Origin of the sequence: Pseudomonas sputi, assembly GCF_021603585.1 — a bacterium.
Lineage (GTDB): Bacteria > Pseudomonadota > Gammaproteobacteria > Pseudomonadales > Pseudomonadaceae > Aquipseudomonas > Aquipseudomonas sputi.
On sequence record NZ_BQHI01000031.1, the window covers coordinates 16,166 to 38,929 of the forward strand.

General features: G+C 62.7%; 17 protein-coding genes and 1 pseudogene. 3 read left to right on the forward strand and 15 right to left on the reverse strand.

All coding sequences use genetic code 11. The features are described 5' to 3' along the window. Positions 1–44 precede the first annotated feature (44 nt). The 9 genes from hutH (L6D81_RS26030) to hutC all read right to left on the reverse strand — a co-directional run bounded on the left by hutH (L6D81_RS26030) (position 45) and on the right by hutC (position 11,105). Complete coding sequence (hutH, locus tag L6D81_RS26030; protein WP_236182500.1) at positions 45–1,577, reverse strand: histidine ammonia-lyase; 1,533 nt, start codon at positions 1,575–1,577, stop codon at positions 45–47. Positions 1,578–1,694: 117 nt separating this feature from the next. Next, positions 1,695–3,218, reverse strand: coding sequence for a histidine ammonia-lyase (gene hutH / locus L6D81_RS26035; RefSeq protein ID WP_236182501.1), 1,524 nt, complete (start codon positions 3,216–3,218; stop codon positions 1,695–1,697). An 89-nt stretch (positions 3,219–3,307) separates the two neighbouring features. Then, a complete protein-coding gene (locus L6D81_RS26040) occupies positions 3,308–4,138 on the reverse strand; it encodes a quaternary amine ABC transporter ATP-binding protein (RefSeq protein ID WP_236182502.1) in 831 nt (276 codons plus the stop codon). Next, positions 4,135–4,986, reverse strand: a complete 852-nt coding sequence (locus tag L6D81_RS26045; RefSeq protein WP_007952475.1) for an ABC transporter permease — start codon at positions 4,984–4,986, stop codon at positions 4,135–4,137. The genes L6D81_RS26040 and L6D81_RS26045 overlap by 4 nt, the downstream gene beginning before the upstream one ends. Positions 4,987–5,070: 84 nt before the next feature. Further along, a complete protein-coding gene (locus L6D81_RS26050) occupies positions 5,071–6,039 on the reverse strand; it encodes an ABC transporter substrate-binding protein (RefSeq protein ID WP_236182503.1) in 969 nt (322 codons plus the stop codon). A 70-nt stretch (positions 6,040–6,109) separates the two neighbouring features. Continuing rightward, positions 6,110–7,582: a purine-cytosine permease family protein gene (locus tag L6D81_RS26055; protein WP_236182504.1), complete on the reverse strand. Its 1,473-nt coding sequence runs from the start codon at positions 7,580–7,582 to the stop codon at positions 6,110–6,112. Positions 7,583–7,656: 74 nt separating this feature from the next. After that, a complete protein-coding gene (gene hutU, locus L6D81_RS26060; protein WP_236182505.1) occupies positions 7,657–9,339 on the reverse strand; it encodes a urocanate hydratase in 1,683 nt (560 codons plus the stop codon). A gap of 489 nt (positions 9,340–9,828) precedes the next feature. Next, a complete protein-coding gene (locus L6D81_RS26065) occupies positions 9,829–10,398 on the reverse strand; it encodes a HutD/Ves family protein (protein ID WP_236182506.1) in 570 nt (189 codons plus the stop codon). Then, the gene (gene hutC / locus L6D81_RS26070) at positions 10,395–11,105 is read right to left on the reverse strand and encodes a histidine utilization repressor (protein WP_236182522.1); all 711 of its coding nucleotides are present in this window, start codon (positions 11,103–11,105) and stop codon (positions 10,395–10,397) included. Before hutC ends, L6D81_RS26065 begins: the two co-directional genes overlap by 4 nt. A 145-nt stretch (positions 11,106–11,250) precedes the next feature. On the opposite strand from hutC, the gene L6D81_RS26075 reads away from it, so the two are divergent. Further along, positions 11,251–12,615, forward strand: a complete 1,365-nt coding sequence (locus L6D81_RS26075; protein WP_236182507.1) for a formimidoylglutamate deiminase — start codon at positions 11,251–11,253, stop codon at positions 12,613–12,615. Positions 12,616–12,663: 48 nt separating this feature from the next. Here the strand turns inward: L6D81_RS26075 and L6D81_RS26080 are convergent, their stop codons facing one another. Beyond that, positions 12,664–13,233, reverse strand: coding sequence for a lipocalin family protein (locus L6D81_RS26080; protein ID WP_236182508.1), 570 nt, complete (start codon positions 13,231–13,233; stop codon positions 12,664–12,666). 31 nt (positions 13,234–13,264) lie between these two features. Continuing rightward, complete coding sequence (locus L6D81_RS26085; RefSeq protein ID WP_007952486.1) at positions 13,265–13,519, reverse strand: hypothetical protein; 255 nt, start codon at positions 13,517–13,519, stop codon at positions 13,265–13,267. 295 nt (positions 13,520–13,814) lie between these two features. Here L6D81_RS26085 and L6D81_RS29770 point away from each other — a divergent pair. Then, positions 13,815–14,837, forward strand: a pseudogene (locus L6D81_RS29770) (HAMP domain-containing protein); the annotation flags it as partial. 93 nt (positions 14,838–14,930) lie between these two features. Beyond that, entirely contained in the window at positions 14,931–15,695 is a 765-nt protein-coding gene (locus L6D81_RS29775; RefSeq protein WP_371857895.1) for a methyl-accepting chemotaxis protein, read from the forward strand. Between the two features lie 220 nt (positions 15,696–15,915). Here the strand turns inward: L6D81_RS29775 and L6D81_RS26095 are convergent, their stop codons facing one another. From L6D81_RS26095 to L6D81_RS26110, 4 genes are all read right to left on the reverse strand, one after another. Beyond that, positions 15,916–16,518: a DUF924 family protein gene (locus L6D81_RS26095; protein ID WP_236182510.1), complete on the reverse strand. Its 603-nt coding sequence runs from the start codon at positions 16,516–16,518 to the stop codon at positions 15,916–15,918. 3 nt (positions 16,519–16,521) lie between these two features. Beyond that, positions 16,522–17,532: a class 1 fructose-bisphosphatase gene (locus L6D81_RS26100; RefSeq protein WP_236182511.1), complete on the reverse strand. Its 1,011-nt coding sequence runs from the start codon at positions 17,530–17,532 to the stop codon at positions 16,522–16,524. A gap of 195 nt (positions 17,533–17,727) precedes the next feature. After that, a complete protein-coding gene (locus L6D81_RS26105; protein WP_236182512.1) occupies positions 17,728–19,092 on the reverse strand; it encodes a DUF3999 domain-containing protein in 1,365 nt (454 codons plus the stop codon). Next, complete coding sequence (locus L6D81_RS26110) at positions 19,089–22,679, reverse strand: DUF2339 domain-containing protein (RefSeq protein ID WP_236182513.1); 3,591 nt, start codon at positions 22,677–22,679, stop codon at positions 19,089–19,091. Before L6D81_RS26110 ends, L6D81_RS26105 begins: the two co-directional genes overlap by 4 nt. Positions 22,680–22,764: the final 85 nt, after the last annotated feature.

Sequence of the window (22,764 nt, forward strand, 5' to 3'; positions counted from 1 at the left end):
GCGATCGTCCCCACGCTCTGCGTGGGAACGATCATCAGTGGTGGTTAAAGGCTCGGCAGCAGTTTCGCCGGAACCAGCTCCGTCAGCACCCGCGAGGCCAGCAGCTCGGTCGCCGCATTGATGTCCGGGGCGAAGAAGCGGTCCTTCTCGTAGAACGGCACTTCGCGACGCAGAATTCCCCGAGCCTGTTCCAGTTTGGCCGAGGTCTTCAGGCCGTTGCGCAAGTCCAGCCCCTGCGCCGCCGCCAGCCACTCCACAGCGAGAATCCCGCGCGTGTTCTCGGCCATTTCCCACAGACGCTTGCCGGCGGCCGGGGCCATCGACACGTGGTCTTCCTGGTTGGCGGAGGTCGGCAGGCTGTCCACCGAATGCGGATGGGACAGTGCCTTGTTTTCGCTGGCCAGGGCCGCTGCGGTCACCTGGGCGATCATGAAGCCGGAGTTCACGCCACCGTTGGCGACAAGGAACGGCGGCAGTTGCGACATGTGCTTGTCCATCATCAGCGAGATACGGCGCTCGCTCAGGGAACCGATTTCGGCAATCGCCAGCGCCATGTTGTCAGCGGCCATGGCCACGGGTTCGGCGTGGAAGTTGCCGCCGGAAATCACGTCGCCTTCGGCCGCGAATACCAACGGGTTGTCGGACACGGCGTTGGCTTCGATGGCCAGCACTTCAGCGGCCTGACGGAACTGGGTCAGGCACGCGCCCATGACTTGCGGCTGGCAACGCAGCGAGTACGGGTCCTGAACCTTCTCGCAGTTCTGGTGCGAGTCGGAGATTTCGCTGCGCTCGCCCAGCAGATCGCGGTAAGCGGCAGCGGCGTCGATCTGGCCTTTCTGGCCACGGGCGGCGTGGATGCGCGCATCGAATGGCGAACGCGAACCGAGCACTGCTTCCACCGTCAGACCGCCCAGCGCCAGTGCGCCGGCGAACAGGTCTTCACCTTCGAACAGACCGCGCAGCGCGAATGCGGTAGACACCTGAGTACCGTTGAGCAGCGCCAGACCTTCTTTGGCCGCCAGCGTCAGCGGGGTCAGACCGGCGACTTTCAGCGCTTGGGTCGCTTCCATCCACTCGCCCTTGTAGCGCGCCTTGCCCTCGCCCAGCAGCACCAGCGACATGTGCGCCAGCGGTGCCAGGTCACCGGATGCGCCGACCGAGCCTTTCAACGGAATGTGCGGATAGACCTCGGCGTTGATCAGGGCGATCAGCGCATCGATCACCACGCGACGGATCCCGGAGAAACCACGGCTGAGGCTGTTGACCTTGAGCACCATGATCAGGCGCACCAGCTCATCGCTGATCGGCTGGCCGACGCCGGCGGCATGGGACAGCACCAGCGAGCGTTGAAGGTTTTCCAGGTCTTCGCTGGCGATGCGGGTCGAGGCCAGCAGGCCGAAACCGGTGTTGATGCCGTAGGCGGTGCGGTTTTCCGCGAGGATCTGCTCGACGCAGGCCACGCTGGCTTCGATCTGCGCGCTGGCGCTGTTGTCGAGGGTCAGCTTGACCGGATTCTGATAAACGTCACGCAGTTGGGCCAGGCTCAGTTGGCCGGGGATCAGGTTCAGCGCAGTCATTTAAATGCTCCTTTTGAGGCATTGTTATTAACTACCAGTCGCTCCGGAGCATTCCGTTATCCGTCGCTTCTCGTCTTTTGGACGATCCGCGCCTTGGCACGCTGGTATGGGTAGTTGTCAGTGCAGATTCGGTAATGCGTTGTGCAGTAGATCCGGGTCTTTCAGAACGCTTGCGGCAGCGGCGATATCCGGCGCCAGCCAGCGGTCCTGATCGTAGGCCGGGACTTTTTCGCGCAGCAGCCGCCACGCCACATCAGTGCCGGTGCCAAAGCGCTGTTCCTTGAGAAATTCAAACGCCTGAGCCGCCAGCAGGTACTCGATGGCAAGGATCTGCGTGCAGTTTTCCAGGGCGCGGTGCAGCTTCAGCGCGGCGTTGGTGCCCATGCTCAAGTGGTCCTCCTGCAGGCCCGAGGTGACGTAGTTGTCGAGCACCGCCGGTTGCGCCAACTGGCGGTTTTCCGCGCACAGCGACGCAGCGACGTATTGCACGATCATCATCCCGGAGTTCACCCCCGGATTGGCCACCAGAAACGCCGGCAGACCGCTGACGTGCGGGTTGATCAAGCGATCCAGACGTCGCTCGGCGATCGAGCCGATTTCAGCCATCGCAATCGCCAGCAGATCCGCCGCCAACGCCACCGATTGCCCGTGCGGGTTGGCCTGGGACATCACCCGGAAGTCGTCCGGCGTGCCCAGCAGCAAGGGGTTGTCGGTGCAGCCGTTGAGTTCGGTTTCGATCTGCATGATCGCGTGGTTCAGTTGATCGCGGGCAGCACCGTGCACTTGCGGGATCGAGCGGATGCTCAAGGCATCCTGAGTGCGAATGCCTTTGCTCGACGCAATCACTTCGCTGCCATCGAGCAAGGCGCGCAGATTGACGCCCACCTGCTGCATGCCTGGATGCGGCTTGAGCGCGATGATCTCGGCATCGAACGCGGCAATCTGGCCGCGTTGTGCTTCAAAGCTCATGGCACCGATCACGTCGGCCCATTGCACCAGACGCGTGGCGTCGGCAATCGCCAGGCAACCGAGGCCGGTCATGCACGGTGTACCGTTGACCAGGCACAGGCCGTCCTTCGCCCCGAGCTGTACCGGTTGCAGGCCTTCTTCGGCCAGCGCCTGCTGCGCGGACACGACCTGCCCGCGATAGCTGACATTGCCCACGCCCAGCAGCGCGATGCCGATGTGTGCCATGTGAGTCAGGTAACCCACCGAGCCTTGGGACGGCACTTGCGGGGTGATGCCGCGATTGAGCAGCGCCAGCAGCGCTTCGACCACCCGGCGATGAATCCCGGATTTGCCGTGGCTGTAGTTGCGGATCGCCGCGCACATGATCGCGCGGGTCTGCTCATCGGCCAGCACCGGACCAACGCCGCAGGCATGGCTGAGCAAGGTGTTGCGCGACAGCTGGCTGAGCTGTTCGTCTTTCAGCGAGACGTTGCACAGCGCGCCGAGCCCGGTGTTCACGCCATAGGCGCGCTCGCCGCTGGCAACGATGCGCTGGACGATGCCCTGCGCGTTTTCAATGCGCGCCCAGGTCTGGGCCGACAGCTCGAGCGGCGCACCATGACGAGCGACTGCGACCACATCCTGCCAACGCATCGGAGCGTCGGCGATCACGATTTTTTCAGCCTGGGACATCTAAAACCTCTTTAACCTGATCGTCACGGGATGTATTCCCACGCAGACGGTTCGACGCCTCGACGTGGGAACGAGCCTGCCGTAAACCTTTAAACCACCGCCGACCGCCGCTGCACGAACCGGTCGACATACTCGTCCGCCGGCGAATGCAAAATCTCTTTCGGCGTGCCGACCTGAATCAGGCGGCCGTCCTTGAGGATCGCGATGCGGTTGCCGATGCGCACGGCCTCGTCGAGGTCGTGGGTGATGAAGACGATGGTCTTGTGCAGGGTCTTTTGCAGCTCCAGCAACTGGTCCTGCATCTCGGCGCGGATCAGCGGATCCAGCGCGCTGAACGCTTCGTCCATCAGGATGATGTCGGTGTCCGCCGCCAATGCCCGGGCCAGACCCACACGCTGGCGCATGCCGCCGGAGAGCTGGTGCGGGTATTTGTTTTCGTAGCCCTTGAGGCCCACGGTGTTGATCCAGTGCAGCGCGCGTTCGGCGCACAGTTGCTTGGTCTCGCCGCGCACTTTCAGGCCGTAGGCGACGTTGTCGAGCACGGTCTTGTGCGGCAGCAGGCCGAAGCTCTGGAACACCATGCTGATCTTGTGCCGGCGAAATTCGCGCAAGGCGTCCATGTCGTATTGCAGGATGTCCACGCCGTCCACCAGGATCGCGCCGCTGGTCGGGTCGATCAGGCGGTTGAAGTGGCGCACCAGGGTCGACTTGCCGGAACCTGACAGGCCCATGATCACGAAGATCTCGCCGGTACCGATGCTCAGGGACAAGTCGTTGACCCCGACCACGCAACCGGTTTCGTTCAGCACCTGATCCTTGGTCTTGCCCTGGCCGACCATCGCCAGGGCATCCTTGGCGCGGTTGCCGAAAATCTTGAAGACGTTTTTGACTTCGATCTTGCTCACGGTTGCGTTGCTCATTTGCTCACCTCATGCCGTGGCCGACCATACGCCTGGGTAATGCGGTCGATGACCACTGCGAGAATCACGATCGCCAGACCGGCTTCCAGCCCGCGTCCGACGTTGAGGGTCTGAATGCCCACCAGCACATCTTCACCCAGGCCACGGGCACCGATCATCGAGGCGATCACCACCATCGACAGGGCCATCATGGTGGTCTGGTTGATCCCGGCCATGATGCTCGGCAGGGCCAGCGGCAGTTGCACGCCGAACAGTTGCTGCCAGCGGTTGGCGCCGAAGGCGTTGATCGCTTCCATCACTTCGCCGTCGACCTGGCGGATGCCCAGATCGGTCAGGCGGATCAGCGGCGGCGCGGCGTAGATCACGGTGGCGAAAATCGCCGGCACCTTGCCCAGGCCGAACAGCATCAGCACCGGAATCAGGTACACGAAGCTCGGCATGGTCTGCATGATGTCGAGCAGCGGCATCAGCACCGAACGCAGGCGATTGCTGCGCGCCGAGAGAATCCCCAGCGGTACGCCGATCAGCACCGAAATGACCGTCGCCACCATCATCAGCGCGAGGGTCTGCATCAACTTGTCCCACAGACCGACGGCGCCGACCAGGAACAACAGACCGACGATCACGGCAGTGGTCACGACTTTGCGCGTGGCGTGCCAGGCCACGACACCGACGATGGCCAGCATCAACCACCACGGCGCGGCGCGCAGCAGGCCTTCAAGATTGACGATGGCCCACAGCAGGGTGTCGGAGATATGGCGGAACACATCGCCGTAGTTGGTGACCAGCGCATCGACCCAACCGTTGACCCAGTCGGCGATGGAAAAGGTAAAGCTTTCGGGAAACATAAGCGGCTCTCAATCAGGAAACTCAATCAAGCGATGGCGGCGAACACCCCGGCCAGCCTCTCGGTTGGCCGGGAGGAATTCGACCTACAGCGCCGCGTCGATTTTCTTGGCAGCGTCTTCACTCACCCACGCATGCCAGACCTCAGGATGTTCCTTGAGGAAGATTTTCGCCAGTTTCGGCGACTCGATACGTTCCTTCGCCATGCGGCCCAGGTTCTGGTTCAGCAAGTCGATCGGCAGGTTGACCTTTTCCAGCACGGCCACCAGCTCCGGCGCTTGTTCGTGGAAGGTCTTGGACAGACCGACCTTGATGGTCACGGTCTTGTCGACGCCCGGTTTCTCTTCCAGTTTCACTGCGTCGATCTGGCCCATCAGCGGGGTTGGCGACCAGTAGTAGAACAGGATCGGCTCGCCACGCTTGTAGCTCGACAGCACCGCCGCATCCAGGGCTGGACCGGTGCCCGGGCGGAAGTTGGTGTAGCTGTTTTCCAGGCCATAGCTTTTCAGCATTTCGCTGTTGTCCAGCTCGCAGGTCCAGCCGGCCGGGCAGTTGTAGAAACGCCCCTTTGAAGGCTCTTCGGCGTCCTTGAAGACAGCGGCGTATTTGCCCAGGTCGGCGATGTTTTTCAGGTCCGGCGCCTTGGCTTCCAGCTTGCGCTTCGCGTCGCCTTCGATCACGTAGCGCGGCACGTACCAGCCTTCGATCGCGCCCACCACCGGGGCGCCGACGCCGACCACCTTGCCGGCCTTCTCGGCCTTGTTCCAGACCTCGCTGCGGCCGACCCATTCTTCGGCGAAGATCTGGATGTCGTTGCTGCTCAGGGCGTTTTCCATGGTGATGGAGTTGCCCGGCAGGCTGTCAGTCTTGCAGTCGTAACCTTTTTCCAGCACCACTTGCATAACGTCGGTCAGCAGCATGCCGCTTTCCCAGTTCAGGCCGGCGAATTTCACCGGTTTGCCGGACTCGCACCAGCCGGCGGCCTGGGTCGCGCCGGCGCTGGCCAGCAGGCCCATGGAAAGCAAGGTGGTCAGCAGGGTCTTGTTCGATTTCATTGTTGTGACGCTCCTAATCATGAATTGGCTTACGGCAGTCAAGAGGCATCCAGCCCTGTCCACGTCCAGATCAGGCCTGCGCCGCAGCGCGACCGGCCCCGCTTGTTTTAGGTTGTACAACGCTGTCCTGCTCGACGGGCAGAATCAGTCGGTCGGGTACGGTGCCGTGCCATTTTTTTGCGCAGACGTAGTACAGCGCTGCGGGCAGCACGAGACCGATGATCCAGGAAATATCCACATCCCCCAGAGCCGCTACCAATGGACCGGTATAGAACTTGGTGGAAATGAACGGCAGCTGCACCAGCACCCCGAACACATAAATGCTGATACCGAGGAGGTTCCAGCGGCCGTAGCGACCGTTCGGATCCGCCAGCGCCGGTACGTCGTAGCGCTCGCGGGTGATGCAGTAGTAGTCCACCAGGTTGATCGCGCTCCACGGCGTGAAGAACGCCAGCAGGAACAGGATGAAAGACTTGAACGCACCGAGGAACGAGTGCTGGCCGAGCAGCGCGATCAGGGTCGCCGCGCCGACGATCACCAGCACGAACCCCAGACGCTGCATCCGGGTGACCGTCACGTGGCCTCGGAAGCCGCTGATGATGGTCGCGATGCACATGAAGCTGCCGTAGGAGTTCAGGGTCGAGATGGTGACCTTGCCGAACGCGATGCTGAAATACAGTAGCGCGGCGGTGGCACCGGTCCCGCCCAGACCGACGATGTAGGCGACTTCATGACCGGCGAATTGCCCGTTGGCCGAAGCGGCCGCGAACACACCGAGAATCATCGCCACCTGCGCACCGATCACCGAACCGGCACCGGCGGCGAAAAAGGTTTTCACCGAAGACACCTTGCTCGGCAGGTAGCGCGAGTAGTCCGCCACGTACGGGCCGAAAGCGATCTGCCAGGAGGCCGCGAGCGACACCGCCAGCAGGAAACTGCTCCAGCTGAAGTGGCGGATTTGCAGAAGAGCACCGACGTCCACCTGACTCATCAAACGGCTGAACAGGTACACGAAAGCAATCACGCCAATGGCACTGGCGATACGGCCGATCCAATGGATCACCCGATAACCGAGCACCGTGACCGCGACGATGACGCTGGCGAACAACAGGATGCCGACAGTGTCGCTGACCCCGAACAACTGGCCCAGCGCCTGACCGGACAGCACGGTTCCGGTGGCGGTGAAACCGAGGTACATCAGGCACACCAGCACGATCGGAATCGCCGCGCCGTAAACGCCGAACTGCACCCGGCTGGAAATCATCTGCGGCAGGCCAAGCTTCGGCCCTTGCGCCGCGTGCAGCGCCATCACCCCGCCACCCAGCAGTTGCCCGATCAGCAGACCGATCAACGACCAGAACACATCGCCGCCCAGCACCACGGCCAGGGCCCCGGTGACAATCGCGGTGATTTGCAGGTTGGCCCCCATCCACAGGGTGAACTGACTGAACAGACGACCGTGTCTTTCCGCTTCCGGTATGTAGTCGATCGAACGCCTTTCGATCAACGGTTTACTGCCTGCACGATCGGTGTTGCCCGCCATGATTCAACCTCTGTGGATTGTTCTGCTTATTGTTGTGGCCCTGTGGGAGCGAGGGTGCCCGCTCCCGCCGATATTCACTTGCCGGTAATCATCGGCAGGTTCAGGCCCTGCTCCTTCGCGCAGTCGATGGCGATCTGGTAACCGGCATCGGCGTGACGCATGACGCCGGTGCCCGGGTCGTTGTGCAGCACGCGAGCAATACGCTCGGCCGCTTCGTCAGTGCCGTCGCAGACAATCACCATGCCCGAGTGCTGGGAAAAGCCCATGCCGACGCCACCACCGTGGTGCAGGGACACCCAGGTCGCACCGCTCGCGGTGTTCAGCAGCGCGTTGAGCAGCGGCCAGTCGGAGACGGCATCGGAGCCGTCCTGCATCGATTCGGTTTCACGGTTCGGGCTGGAGACCGAGCCGGAGTCGAGGTGGTCGCGACCGATCACGATCGGGGCCGACAGCTCGCCGCTGCGCACCATTTCATTGAACGCCAGACCGAGCTTGGCGCGCAGGCCCAGGCCGACCCAGCAGATACGCGCCGGCAGACCCTGGAAGCTGATGCGCTCGCGCGCCATGTCCAGCCAGTTGTGCAGGTGGGCGTCGTCCGGGATCAGTTCTTTGACTTTAGCGTCGGTCTTGTAGATGTCTTGCGGATCACCCGACAGCGCCGCCCAGCGGAACGGGCCGATGCCACGGCAGAACAGCGGACGAATGTAGGCCGGTACGAAGCCAGGGAAATCGAATGCGTTTTCGACGCCTTCTTCCTGAGCCATCTGACGGATGTTGTTGCCGTAGTCGAAGGTCGGCACGCCCATCTTCTGGAAGTCGAGCATGGCTTTGACGTGCACCGCCATCGATTGCTTGGCGGCCTTGACCACAGCGGCTGGCTCGGTCTTGGCGCGGGCGCGGTATTCGTCCCAGGTCCAGCCGGCCGGCAGATAACCGTTGAGCGGGTCGTGGGCGCTGGTCTGGTCGGTGACCATGTCCGGACGCACGCCGCGCTTGACCAGTTCCGGCAGGATTTCAGCGGCGTTGCCGCACAGGGCGATGGAAACAGCCTTGCCTTCGGAGGTGTATTTGGCGATGCGGGCCAGCGCGTCGTCGAGGTCTGTGGCCTGCTCGTCGACGTAGCGGGTCTTGAGGCGGAAATCGATGCTGATCTGCTGGCATTCGATGTTCAGCGAGCAGGCACCGGCGAGGGTCGCGGCCAGTGGCTGGGCCCCACCCATGCCGCCGAGGCCGGCGGTCAGTACCCACTTGCCGGTGAGGTTGTCGTTGTAGTGCTGGCGGCCGGCTTCAACGAAGGTTTCGTAGGTGCCCTGGACGATGCCCTGGCTGCCGATGTAGATCCAGCTGCCGGCGGTCATCTGGCCGTACATGGCCAGGCCTTTGGCGTCGAGTTCGTTGAAGTGCTCCCAAGTCGCCCAGTGCGGCACCAGGTTGGAGTTGGCGATCAGCACGCGCGGGGCGTTGCTGTGGGTCTTGAACACACCGACCGGCTTGCCCGATTGCACCAGCAGGGTTTCGTCTTCGTTGAGGTGGGTCAGGCTCTCGACGATCTTGTCGTAGCACTCCCAGTTACGCGCAGCGCGGCCGATGCCACCGTAGACCACCAGCTCTTTCGGGTTCTCGGCGACTTCCGGGTCGAGGTTGTTCATCAGCATGCGCAGCGGCGCTTCGGTCAGCCAGCTCTTGGCGGTCAGCTTGTTGCCGCGGGCGGCGCGGATCTCAACATTACGAAACTTAGTAGGCTTATTGTCAGTCACGAAAAAGACTCCTCAGCGATCAATTCAAACCAACCCTGGCAGTGGGCAAGCAGCCTGTGCGCCTCAGTGCGCGACAAGCGGATCAGTGGACGCTGCGGAGAGTCTCGATTGACTCATACGCATACGTCTTTACTTGTACATACAAGCATATGCAATCAAGCGGCCAACTTGTTGGAGGGCTGTTCAACAAAAATCCCGGACAGGGCTGCGGAGCGCCTGAATCAAGGGTTCTGGCGTTCATGAAATTTTTCGTGGGGTGAATTGAGGGCGGCGCGAGGTTGTTACGAAAGCGTGGTTTTGCGCCACGCTGGGGCGTTCGGTAACAAGTTGGTGCGCATTTCGGGAACGTCGGGACGAAAAAAAACCGCTGCTTTCAAAGCAGCGGTCTTTCACAGTTTGATCGTTCCCACGCTCTGCGCGGGAATGCCGCCATGGACGCTCCGCGTCCGCTTTGTGACGCAGAGCATGGGAACGATCCGTGGGAGAGAATCAGCGCATGGACAGTTCGATCACGCAGCAGCCGGCATTCACGGCGATCTCGGTCAGCGCGGTGTTACCGTCCAGTTGCAGACAGTCATGGCGACCCAGTTGCGATGCACTGTCACCGACCGTGACCTCCAGCAGTTCACTGACACTGAACACCAGCACGGTGCTCGCCGAACTGAAAAACCGCTGCTCGCCCTCCAGCCATTGCAGCCGTGCGCGGTAACGCTGGGGCGCATAGATCAGGTTGAAGTCGCGGATCGCGCCGCCAAGCAAGGTGCAGGACACCTGGCTTTCGCCGCTGAAGGCAAACGGGTCGAGGGGTAACAATGGCCGAGTATCGTCGCCGTCCACACACAGGGTCATGCCGTCGCCCTGCAACACCGTGATCACCCGCTGGTAACCGGCGAAAGTCGAGAAACCACCGGATTCGGCGATGTCGGCAATCGACAGGCGCCAACCAAAACCGTCGAGGCCGGCACCGGCGTCACGGGTGATTTCCTCGGTGCTGCCGCCGCCGTTTTTCCACGGCATGCGCGGGTAGCCTTCGGCGCGTAAAACCTTCAAACCATTCATTTATGAAAACGCCCTTCCAGACGATGACGAGAACCGGGGTGAATCAGGCGCGCCGCCGTCACCGGCTGACGACCCGACCAGGTACGACGGCGGATCAACAGGCACGGCTCGCCTTTTTCGATCTGCAGCAATTTGCATTCGGACGCTTCGGCGAGGATCGCTTCGACCACGTGCTCGCCTTCGGTCAGCGGCGCAACCTGGTTCAGATAGGCGTAAGGCGTTTGCAGGGTGAAGTCCTGTTTGAGGTAGTCAGGGGCGACCAGCGCGTTGACGAAACGGTCTTCGATTTGCACCGGAATGTCGTTTTCGTAATGCACGATCAGCGAGTGAAACACCTTCTGCCCTTCGCGCATGTCCAGCGCCAGCGCGCGCTCGGAACCGGCGGCCTCTTCTTCCAGAGTGATGACCTGACAGGTGTGGCGATGGCCACGGGAGGCGATTTCGTCGGCGATGTTGTGCACTTCGAACAGCGCGGACTGGCTCTTCGGTTCGGCGACAAACGTGCCGACGCCTTGCATACGCACCAGCAGACCGTCGGCGGTCATTTCCCGCAGTGCGCGGTTGATGGTCATGCGGCTGAAGCCCAACTGGCTGACCAGTTCGCTTTCCGACGGCACGCGGTAATGTGGCGGCCAGTTACCGCTGTCGATCTGCTGGGTGATCATCTGTTTGACGCGGGCGTACAAGGGCGCCGGACTGTCGCCCATGTTCGCGGCCAACGGGGAGACTGGAGGCGGAGTCGGCACGGTGGATCCCTGTTCATTGGTGAAAGTGGCTAGCTTGCCGGAGTTTACCGGGCAGGCAAACGTCTGTATATGTATATACAAATAACACACGATGGGGTACTGAACCATGTCCGCCTTCTTCGCCGAACGCGCGCTGCTGCCTAACGGATGGGCCAACCATGTACGTCTCGAGGTCAGCGCCGATGGCGTGCTGACCCGAATCCAGGCCGATTCCACCGCAGATGGCGCCGAACGGCTGCGCGGTCCGCTGCTGCCGGGGATGCCCAATCTGCACTCCCACGCGTTCCAGCGAGCGATGGCGGGACTGGCGGAAGTGGCCGGCAATCCCAACGACAGTTTCTGGACCTGGCGCGATCTGATGTACCGGCTCGTCGGAAAAATCAGCCCGGACCAGCTCGGTGTGATCGCCCGTCAGCTGTACATCGAAATGCTCAAGGCCGGTTATACCTCGGTCGCCGAATTCCATTACGTCCACCACGACAACAACGGCCAGCCTTACGCCGACCCGGCCGAACTGGCATTGCGCATCAGCCAGGCGGCCAGCTCGGCCGGTATCGGTCTGACCTTGCTGCCGGTGCTCTACAGCCACAGTGGTTTCGGCGGCCAGACGCCGAACGAAGGTCAGCGCCGCTTCATCAACAGCACCGAAAACTACCTGAAGCTGCAATCGCGTCTGCAGCCGCTGCTGGCGCAGCAACAGGCCCAGTCGCTGGGCCTGTGCTTCCACTCGTTGCGCGCGGTCACGCCGCAGCAGATCAGCGAAGTGCTGGCGGCCAGCGACAAGCAATGCCCGGTACACATCCACATCGCCGAGCAGCAGAAGGAAGTCGATGACTGCCTGACCTGGAGCGGTCGCCGTCCGCTGCAATGGCTGTACGAAAACACCGAAGTCGACCAGCGCTGGTGCCTGGTGCACGCGACCCACGCCAATCCGGAAGAAGTCACGCTGATGGCCAAGAGTCGCGCCATCGCCGGCCTGTGCCTGACCACCGAGGCCAACCTCGGCGACGGGATTTTCCCGGCGGTGGATTTTCTCGCCCAGGGCGGGCGCATGGGTATCGGCTCCGACAGCCATGTGTCGTTGAGCGTGGTGGAAGAACTGCGTTGGCTGGAATACGGCCAGCGCCTGCGCGATCAGCGGCGCAACCGCTTGTATGGCGCGGATCAGCCAATGGTTGGGCGCACGTTGTATGACGCGGCGCTGGACGGTGGCGCTCAGGCGTTGGGCCAGCCGATCGGTGCGCTGGAGGTCGGCAAACGTGCCGACTGGATTGTGCTCGATGGCAGCGATCCGTATCTGGCCACCGCCAGTGGTGACGGGATCCTGAACCGCTGGCTGTTTGCCGGCGGCGACCGTCAGGTGCGCGACGTGCTGGTCAACGGTCAGTGGGTTGTTCGAGAGGGGCGACATGCCGGGGAGGAGGACAGCAATCGCGCCTTCACCCAGGTTCTGCGAGACCTTTTGGGCTGACATAAAAAAACCTGTGGAGGGCAACCTCCACAGGTTTTTTGTTGCGCGTCAGTTGGACGTCTTGGCCATCTGCTGATCCGACGCCCGCCAGATCAGGCGCGTGGTGTCGTAACCCTGCTGACGTGCCTTGCTCAGCAGTTCCTCACGCACCACACCGTTGACGGTCGGCGTGCGGGACAACAGCCACAGGTAGCGACGACTCGGGTCACCCACGAGGGCAGTCTTGTAGTCATCGCTGACATACAGCACCCAGTACTGCCCCTTCGCCACACCCGGAATCAGGCGCGAGAACCAGGTATCGAACTCGACCCACAGCTTGTCAGTCTTGCCCGGCACTTGGGGATAGGCCGTGCCTTTGGCCTCTTCCCACTGCCAGTCTGCCGTCAGGCAGCGGTTGTACACCGCGATATTGCCGTCGGGTTTGAGCGAGTAACGGGCTTCGGATTGCGCGCAATTGCGCTGGAAATACATCGGCAGACGCGCCAGTTCGTACCAGGTGCCCTGGTAACGCTTGAGATTGACACTGTTGACCGTCTTCGGCGCCAGCGGATCTTCACCGGACGTGGCGCAGCCGGCCAATACCAGGCCGGCCAAAAGGACAAGCAATAACCGCTTCATTGTTTTTCTCCCGTGGGCGCGTGGCCCCGGTTTACTTCAGGCCTTGGCCGGAAAACATCAGCACTTTGTCACCGGCGTACTGCACGCTGATAAAGCTGTTCTTGTCGCCCCAGGTGCAACTGGACATGCCGAGCGCGCCCGAGCAATCGGTGGGCTTGCCGAGCAGCGTCTCGACCTCGGCCTTGGCCATGCCGGCCGAGAGCTTCGAATAGTTTTCCTGATTGACCTTGCTGCATGCGGCCAACAGCACGCAAAACGACAGAAGGGCGATAGATCGCAGCGACATGGGGTAACTCCTGGAACGGAAGGGGGGTGGCATGGTGCCAACCAGAAGCTTAGAAGAGAAAACCCCTGTCTGGTTCCCTGCGACACTGGCTATTTATTCGCCCGCTCGTCCGGCTTTTGTCGGCAAAATCAGACAGTTCATCGGGCTGTTGCGCATTTCGTCGCCTTTCGCCAAAACCGCCTAATCTTTGGCGCGCCGTGGTCGAAATAACAGCAGCGCAAAGCCCCGGACTGTGGCAAATTGCCGCCCTTTCTTGACCAGCCCCTTCGCGGTAGCTCCCTTAATGACCAGAAACATGAAATTCAGCCACAAGATCTTGTTGGCTGCCGCCCTGGTGGTGGCCGTTGCGTTCGCCTGTTTCATTTTGTTCAACGACTATCGCCAGCGCGAAGCCCTGCAGAGCAGCACCGAAGCGTCGATGCAGGAACTGGGCAGCCTGACCACCAGCAACATCCAGACCTGGCTGGAAAGCCGCATCCAGTTGCTGCAATCGATGGCGCAGCAAGTTGTCGCCGACGGCAACGCCCCGGCCAGCCTGAAACGCATCATCGACCTGCCCGCCTACACCGGCAACTTCCAGCTCAGCTACTTTGGCGGCGCCGACGGCGTGATGTTCTCGGTCCCGGCCGGCAACCGTGCGCCGGATTACGACCCGCGCGCCCGTGGCTGGTACAAGGCAGCCAACACAGCACAACAGACCATCGTCACCGAACCGTACATCGCCGCTTCCTCGGGCAAACTGGTGATCACGGTCGCCACCCCGGTGCAGCGCCAGGGCCAGATGATCGGTGTGGCCGGTGCCGACATCGACCTGTCCAGTATCAGCGCGATCATCAACTCGCTGAACTTCGGCGGCCACGGCCATGCGTTCATCGTCGGCGCCGACGGCAAGATCCTGATCCACCCGGACAGCAAACTGGTGCTCAAGACCCTGGCCGAGGCCTATCCCAACGGTGCACCGAAAGTCAGCCCGGGCCTGAAAGAGGTCGAGTTCGACGGCAAGACCCAGCTAATCTCCTTCACCCGCGTCAACGGCGTGCCGTCGGCCGACTGGTACGTGGCGCTGGTGCTGGACAAGGACACCGCGTTCTCGATGCTCAGCGAATTCCGTACCTCGGCGCTGATCGCCATGGTCATTGCCGTGGTGATCATCATCGCCCTGCTCGGCATGCTGATCCGCGTGCTGATGCAGCCGCTGCTGACCATGGGCCGCGCCATGCATGACATCGCCGAAGGCGAAGGTGACCTGACCAAACGCCTGACCATCCACGGCCACGATGAATTCGGTGCGCTGGGGCTGTCGTTCAACCGTTTCGTCGAGCGTATCCACACCTCGATCCGCGAAGTGTCGTCGGCCACCGGGCAAGTCAATGAAGTCGCCTTGCGCGTGGTCGCGGCGTCGAACTCGTCGATGTTCAACTCCGACCAGCAGGCCTCGCGCACCAACAGCGTGGCCGCCGCGATCAACCAGCTCGGCGCCGCCGCTCAGGAAATCGCCCAGAACGCCGCCCTCGCCTCGCAACATTCCAGCGATGCGCGCAGCCTGGCCGAAGACGGCCAGCAGGTGGTGGATAAAACCATCCATGCGATGCAGCAACTGTCGGCGAAGATCAGCGACTCCTGCGGCAATATCGAAACCCTGAACAGCAACACCGTGAACATCGGGCAGATTCTGGAAGTGATCACCAGCATCTCCCAACAGACCAACCTGCTGGCGCTCAACGCGGCCATTGAAGCGGCTCGTGCCGGTGAGGCCGGTCGCGGTTTCGCCGTGGTCGCCGACGAAGTCCGCAACCTGGCGCACCGCACCCAGGATTCGGCGCAGCAAGTGCAGAAGATGATTGAAGAGCTGCAGGTCGGCGCGCGTCAGGCGGTCGGCATCATGACCGAGAGCCAGCGTGAGAGCGAAAGCAGCGTCGGCATCGCCAACCTGGCCGGCGAACGCCTGGGCAGCGTGACCCAGCGCATCGGCGAGATCGACGGCATGAACCAGTCGGTGGCGACGGCAACGGAAGAGCAGACGGCGGTGGTCGAGTCGATCAACGTGGATATCAACGAGATCAACACGCTGAATCAGGAAGGTGTGGAAAACTTGCAGGCGACGTTGCGCGCTTGTGCGGATCTGGAGCAGCAGGCGGCGCGGTTGAAGCAGTTGGTGGGTAGCTTCAGGATCTAAGATCAAGATCAAGAGCTACCCCCTCATCGGAACGCCGCCCGCCCATCCCTCTCCCCCAGGGGGGCGAGGGGGAAAGGGAGCAGATCTTCAAGCTTTTCAAACCTGAGTTCGACTGGATAGTTCAGGTCGATGTATATCGAAAGAACAACGCGGTCAGTCCCCTCTCCCTCCGGGAGAGGGTTAGGGTGAGGACCGGTTTTAGAGGCTGCCGAAAATCGCCCTAAAACCGCGACCCCGGCTCTTTCAAAAACTCCAGCTCCTCAACCGTAGACTCCCGCCCCAACACCGCATTGCGATGCGGAAACCGTCCAAACCGCGCAATCACCTTCTGATGCCGCTCGGCATAATCAAGGTTGTCGGCAAACACCCCGCGCTCCGCCTCCGGCTGCTCAGCCACCAGATCAATGAATCGCGAGACGGCTTCATTCTGCACTGCGAGGTTTTCGCAATGTTCGAAGACGAGGTAGATGAAGAGTCGCTGGATCGGTTTCAACTGCCGATCGAAGTCTGCAGCAATTCCCTGAGCAACCAGTTTCTGCGCCCGTAGATCGCCGGAAAAAGCCTTGGGCGTATCGCGAAAGATCATTCGCGGAAGTTGGTCGAGCAACAGCACGACCGCCAGCCAACCTTCGGGACATTGCGTCCACTCGGTCAATTCGCCAGCGAGGGCCTGATCGACCAAGACCCCGAAACGCTCACGCGCTTCGAGGTCCTGGCTGTCTTTCTTGCCAAACCACAACTTGCCCTGTTGCGCCGAAACTTCAGTGGCTGATTCGGCATGACCGAACCACCAATCGAGCAACGGCTGCCAGGGCGCGGTCATGGGTTATTCCTTGTGGTAAGCCGTGGCGCGGGCGACTTCTTCTTTCGAGCCGAGGAACACCGCGACGCGCTGGTGCAGGCCTTCAGGCTTGATGTCGAGGATGCGCTGGTGGCCGTCGGTGGAAGCGCCGCCTGCCTGTTCCACCAGGAACGACATCGGGTTGGCTTCGTACATCAGGCGCAGTTTGCCTGGCTTGGACGGCTCGCGGCTGTCACGCGGGTACATGAACAGACCACCGCGGGTCAGGATGCGGTGCACGTCGGCAACCATCGCCGCGACCCAGCGCATGTTGTAGTTCTTTTTCAGCGGACCTTCTTCACCGGCCAGCAATTCCGAAACGTAGCGCTGTACCGGAGCTTCCCAGTGACGCTGGTTGGACATGTTGATGGCGAATTCCTGGGTGGTTTCAGGAATGGTGATGTCTTCGTGGGTCAGCACGAAGCTGCCCATTTCGCGGTCCAGGGTGAAGCCTTTGACGCCGTGGCCCAGGGTCAGCACCAGCATGGTCTGCGGGCCGTAGATGGCGTAACCGGCAGCCACCTGCTGGGTACCCGGCTGCAGGAAGGCCTTTTCATCCAGGGCTTCGTTCTGGCTCAGGTATTCGTTCGGGCAACGCAGCACGGAGAAGATGGTGCCGACCGGGGCATTGATGTCGATGTTCGACGAACCGTCCAGCGGGTCGAATACCAGCAGGTAGGCGCCTTTCGGGTATTTGCCCGGAATCTGGTAGGCGTTGTCCATTTCTTCGGACGCCATGCCGGCCAGGTGACCGCCCCACTCGTTGGCTTCAAGCAGGATTTCGTTCGACAGCACGTCGAGCTTCTTCTGCACTTCGCCCTGCACGTTTTCCGTGCCCATGCTGCCCAGAACGCCACCCAGGGCGCCTTTGGACACGGCGTGGCTGATCTCCTTGCAGGCACGCGCCACCACTTCGATCAGGAAACGCAGATCGGCAGGAGTGTTGTTGCTGCGGGTCTGCTCAATCAAATAGCGACTCAGGGTAACGCGGGACATGGACGGCTCCGGTGGAATGGGGGGCTAAAAACCCGCGCAGTTTACAGGGAGTCTGAAACCGTAGCGAGCAATGACGCCCGGTAACGTGCGTCGGGGGCAATTCCTGCTATCAGACGTGATCGAACCGAGAGAGTTCAGGCACCGGATCCAGCGTAGTTGGAAACCCGACGGGTGTGGAGGTCACACCCGCCATATTCAGGATTTGGCCGACGGCTTGCGCAGCAGACTGATGGCCATCACCGCCAGAAACAGCACACTGAGCAGCAACACCGCCCACAGGCCGAACGTCTTCCAGTGGGTGTCGGTGGTCGCAGCCGTGGTGGCCGTCGAGGTCTGAGTCACCAGCGCTTCACCCTGCACCGTGGCCTTGCCCAGCGTCGCCAGTTTCTCCGGTTTGAAATCGGGGATCAGCGTGGTCAGCGGCAGGTTCGCCGTCTTCACGGTCGGATTGCCCAGCGCCAGGCTGTAAGGCCCGTCGCCGCGTGCAAGGAAGATCACCTGAGTGGCGCGCACCGCGTATTTCACGCTCGGCGCCTGCTCGCCGAGACCGCCGCCGCGTTCGTCGACCGTGAGTTTCAACTGCTGCACGGTCTGGCCGTAGAGCTGCAATTCGTTCTGCACCACGTCCTGGCCATTCTGGGTCAGGCGATAGAGCAAGCCGCTGCTCAGCGGTTGCCACGGCAGGCTGCTTTCGCGACGCCCCGACAGTGTCACCGGTGCCAGGCTGTTGGCCTGCTTCAGTTCGACCTGCACGCGCTCGATGTTCAGCCCCATCGGCAACTGCCAGGTGTACTCCCCGGCCTTGCCGCTGCTGCCGCCCAGTGCCGGCGACCAGACCAGTGGCAGCGGCAGGTTGCGCGGGTCGCTGCTTTTCAATTGCGCCGACGTCAGGACCGGCGCCGAGGCCGGCGAATCCCACAGTAGACGCAGATACCGCGCCGACTGCCCCGGCAGCGCCACTTCATGCTGCTCGACCCGTTCGTCGGCAAAGGTCAGGCGCGCGACCTGGCCTTCGCCCCAGGTTTGCCAGTGCTGCAGGTCGTCGCTGGCCTCGATGCTGAACCGCTGGAAGCCGTCGCGCTCGCTGGTCCAGTCGAGGATCAATTGCTGCAACGGCGCCTTGATCGCACTGGCGTCGAGCAGCCAGCCACGCAGCACTTCCTCGCCCGCTTCAAGCTGACTGGACGGCTGCACTTCCACCAGCGTGCCCGTAGTGGTGGATTGCACGCGCACGCTTGGCGCGCGTTCGGTGGCATCCGCCGAGTTGTACAGCGGGAACCACTTCACCTCATGCAACTGGCCATCGTCGCGGGTCTGCGCCGACTCCCGGGCCAGCGCATAGGCCTGCGGCTCTCCGGCGGCGTTGAACACCCGCAGGTCGCTCAGATCAGTCTGACGCGCCTGCAACTGCACGCTCAGCGGCAATTCGAGGCGATACCACGGGCCAGAACCGCTGACCGACAACGGCACTTGCGCGGCGAAGTCCGCCGGTTTTTCCTGGGCGCCGGCCATCATGGCCACCCCCAGCAACCACCACCCGAGATTAAGCTTGCGACTCAAGACGACACTCCTTCGGTTTCCGGGGTCGGTTTGTCCGCCGCCGGTGCAACTTCGGCGCGTTTGGGCGGCAGCGGCGCAAAGTAGCCCACCACCAGCAGCAACACGCCGACGCCGATGAACGAGACGATCCGGGCCAGTCCGCCACGGTTGCTCAATTCGACAAAAATCAATTTGGCCACCACCAGCGCAATCAGCGCCGCGCCGATCAGCCACACTTCGCGGCGATGGCGCAGGTGCCCGCCGATCATCAGCCCGAGCGCCATCAGCGTCCAGACGATGGACAAGCCGGCCTGCACCAGCATCGAGTCGAGCAGCAGATCCAGCTCGAACGGAATCCCCGCCCAATGGTGCGCGGCGCGGGTCACCAGCGCGGTGCAGAACGCAAACAAGGAAACGCCAGCGATCAGTTGCGTCGCGTAAGCGGCATAGTCCTGGCGGATCGACAGCTCGGCAACGGCACTGCGCGACCAGACGGAAACCCCGAACAGCGCAAACAGCAGACCCAATTCCAGCGGGTTGAGCAGCGGCACGTAAGGCAGCGGCTCGGCGTTGCCATCGCTGATGCCATTGGCCAGCCAGAACCAGACCAGCATCAGCACCGCCAGCGGCGCCGCCGCGTACAGGCGATATTCGCGAGGGAACGCCGCCACCGGCCATGGCCACTGACGCGGTGCGGCCATCAGCAACAGATACACGCTCGGCAGAATCGCCCAACCCAGCCAGCGCCAGGCATTGTATTGCTCGGACAACAGCAGCAGGCCGTAGCGCAACTCCAGCGCCAGCACGCCGATCAGCAGCCAGCAACCGAGCACATGCGCGGTGCTCAAGGCCCGGGCCGGCAGGCTCGGTGCCAGACGTCGCAGGCTGATGAAATGCACGACGAACACCGCCGCCCACGCCAGCCAGCCGAAGTCCGCCGCCGGGTGAAAACGCGAATGCCACGCGGCCAGCAACACCAGCCCGGCCGCCGGAATCAGCAAGGTGCAAAGCAGACCGAGCGACGGCCATTTCAGACGCAAGGCCAACAGCGTCCACAACGCGACGCTCAGCGCAGCGACCAGCAGCAACAGTGGCGCCTGCAGATTCAACGGCGCAAACCGCAGCACTTCGCTGACCCACGCCAGCGCCCACCAACCGGCGCCCCACACCAGCAATACTTCCGACAGTCGCTGCAGACTCAGCACATCGAACGCCGAGGCGTGATTGCCCAATTGCAGGCGCCACGCCCCGATCATTGCCGCCAGACCCAGCACCAGCGGCGTCCAGAATCCGCCATGGGCCAGCGGTCGCAGCCCCTCGCTGGACAACGGCCCGAGCAGCTCGGGGCCGGCCAGCAGAAACGCCGCGCCGCCGATCAACTGCAACAACAATCCGAACACAAAACTCACGCGCTGCTTGAGGTACAGACTGAGCCAGATGATCAGCAAGCCACTGGCCGCCCACACTGCGCTCGCGGTCTGCCACGGCAGCACGAACAGCACCGCCAGATTGATCAGCACCAGCCCCGCCAGCAGCACCACCGACAAACCGCGCAGCAGCCGCACATCGCTGCGCACCATCTCGTCACGCGCCGCCAGCAACATACCGGCGATCAGCGCCAGACCGATCAGCGAAGCGCTGAGCAAACCGCTCCAGCCCGCGCTGAACACGGCCGCCGAATCCTCGCCCGCCCCTTGCAGGCGCAACAGGAATAACGCCCCGCCGAGCAACTGCACGGCAAACGCGGTGAACAGGAACGTGCGCGATTGCAGGCGCAAGCCAACAAACAACGTCGCCAGCCCGGCCAATGCCCAACTGATCGCCGTGCCCTGAGTGAAGAAGAACAGCGGCGCGAGCAGATACAGGAAGGTCAGCCCCAGACACGCCAGCGCCGGCAGCCCCTGACGCTCCCACGGCGAAACCTGCTCCGGCAACGCCTTGCGCAATTGATAGAAGCTGAACAGCAACGCCGCGCCGAGCATCAGCGCGCCCAGCGGCGCAGCGTCGAGCAGGCTGCTTTCGCCAACACGCAACTGACTGAGAAACGCCAGCGCCGAACCCAGTTGCAGCAGCAACGCGAAGGCCCGGGCCAACGGCCGGTGCTGACGCACGCCGAGCCAGAAAATCCCCGCGCCCTCCACCGCCCACGCGGCGGACGTCCAGCGCGCATCCAGCCCCAGCGGAATCGCCAGGCTGGCGAAAATCACCCCGAGCGCCAGGCAAGTCTCGCCCAGTAACATCGCCCGGCCACCCATCAACACTTTGGCCAGGGCCATATAAATCATGCCCAGCGCCAGCGCACTGAACGCAGCCGCGAATTCCAGATGCTGCACCAACGCGAATTGCAGGCCGAAACCCACCAGCGGCGGACCGAACAGCATCGTCCCATCGACGTAGTCACCCTTGCGCGCCGACCAGTGCAGCAGCGCCTCGCGATTGCTCTCCTCTGGGGCGTCCGGCATGTCCAGCAATTTGCGCCGGGCGAACAGCAGGCCGATGGCCAGGTACATCAGGAAGAACAGAATCAGGAACGGTTCGGTGCTCCACAGCAGTTCCGGCGTGTACGAACGCAGGCCCCAGGCAAAACCGATACCGAAGGTGCCGACGAAACCGATCAGGTTGAGCAGGCGCCAGGCCTTGAACCAGGCGATGGCCAGAATGCCGGCGTTGAGCAAGGCGAAATAACTGAACAGCGCGACATGGTTACCGGCGCCGGTCGAGGTCAGGATCGGCGCGGCGAACCCGCCCAGCGCGGCGACGCAGGCCAGGGCGAGGGAATCCTGGGTAATGGCCAGAATGGCCGAAAACACCGTCACCGCCACCAGCAAGCCCAGCGCGGCAGACGGATCGAGTAGCGGATGCAGACGCATCGCCGCAAACACCGTCAGGTACAGCACCGCGATCCCGGTGCCTTGGAGCATCAAGGCGTAGCTGTTGTTGCGATGGCGCAACCACCAGCCCAGCGCCAGCAAGCCCAGCGCTGCCGCCGCGACTCCGGCGTAACGCAACTCGATCGGCACCACCATGCCTTCGGTGGCGTAGCGCAGCAGGAACGCCAGACCGAAAAACAACAGCACCACGCCGACCCGCAGCACGGTGTTGCCACCGAACAGCCAGTTGCGCGCAGCGCTGATGCCGCGCTCGATGAAGTTCGGGCCACGGGGTTCGGCGGGTTGTCGGGGTTCAGGCGTAACGGCGTCCAGACGCCAGGCATCGACCGGCAGCGGCTGGCTGGATTCGCTGGCGGCGACGGCAACAGGTTCGAGTTCGGGCGGCAGTTCCCAGACCAGCTCGGGTTCTGCGGCAGAGGGTTGTTCAACTACCGTGGCGGGTTCAACGACCGTTACGCTGGCCGGCGCGACGCTCGGCGGCGCTGGTGAATGCGCCGGAGCGCCTTCCAGCAGGAACAGGCGCTGCTCGACACCCTGCAACGCGATCTTCACGTGATCCAGCTGACGCTGTTGCTCGGCGGCCTGTGAACCGAGCCGGGCAATGCGCATCGCCTGGCCGATGGCGAGCCCGAGCAAGGCACCCAACAGCGCATCGCTGAACGACTCGTCGAGCAGCCAGCCGAGCAGCAGCCCGATCAACATGAACATCCATTGCATGGTCGATATCCCTGAGCAACCCCGTGGCGGGGCGGAACCAAGGCTCAGTATATCGGCCCGGCCCAACAATCGTGGGGCCGGGCGC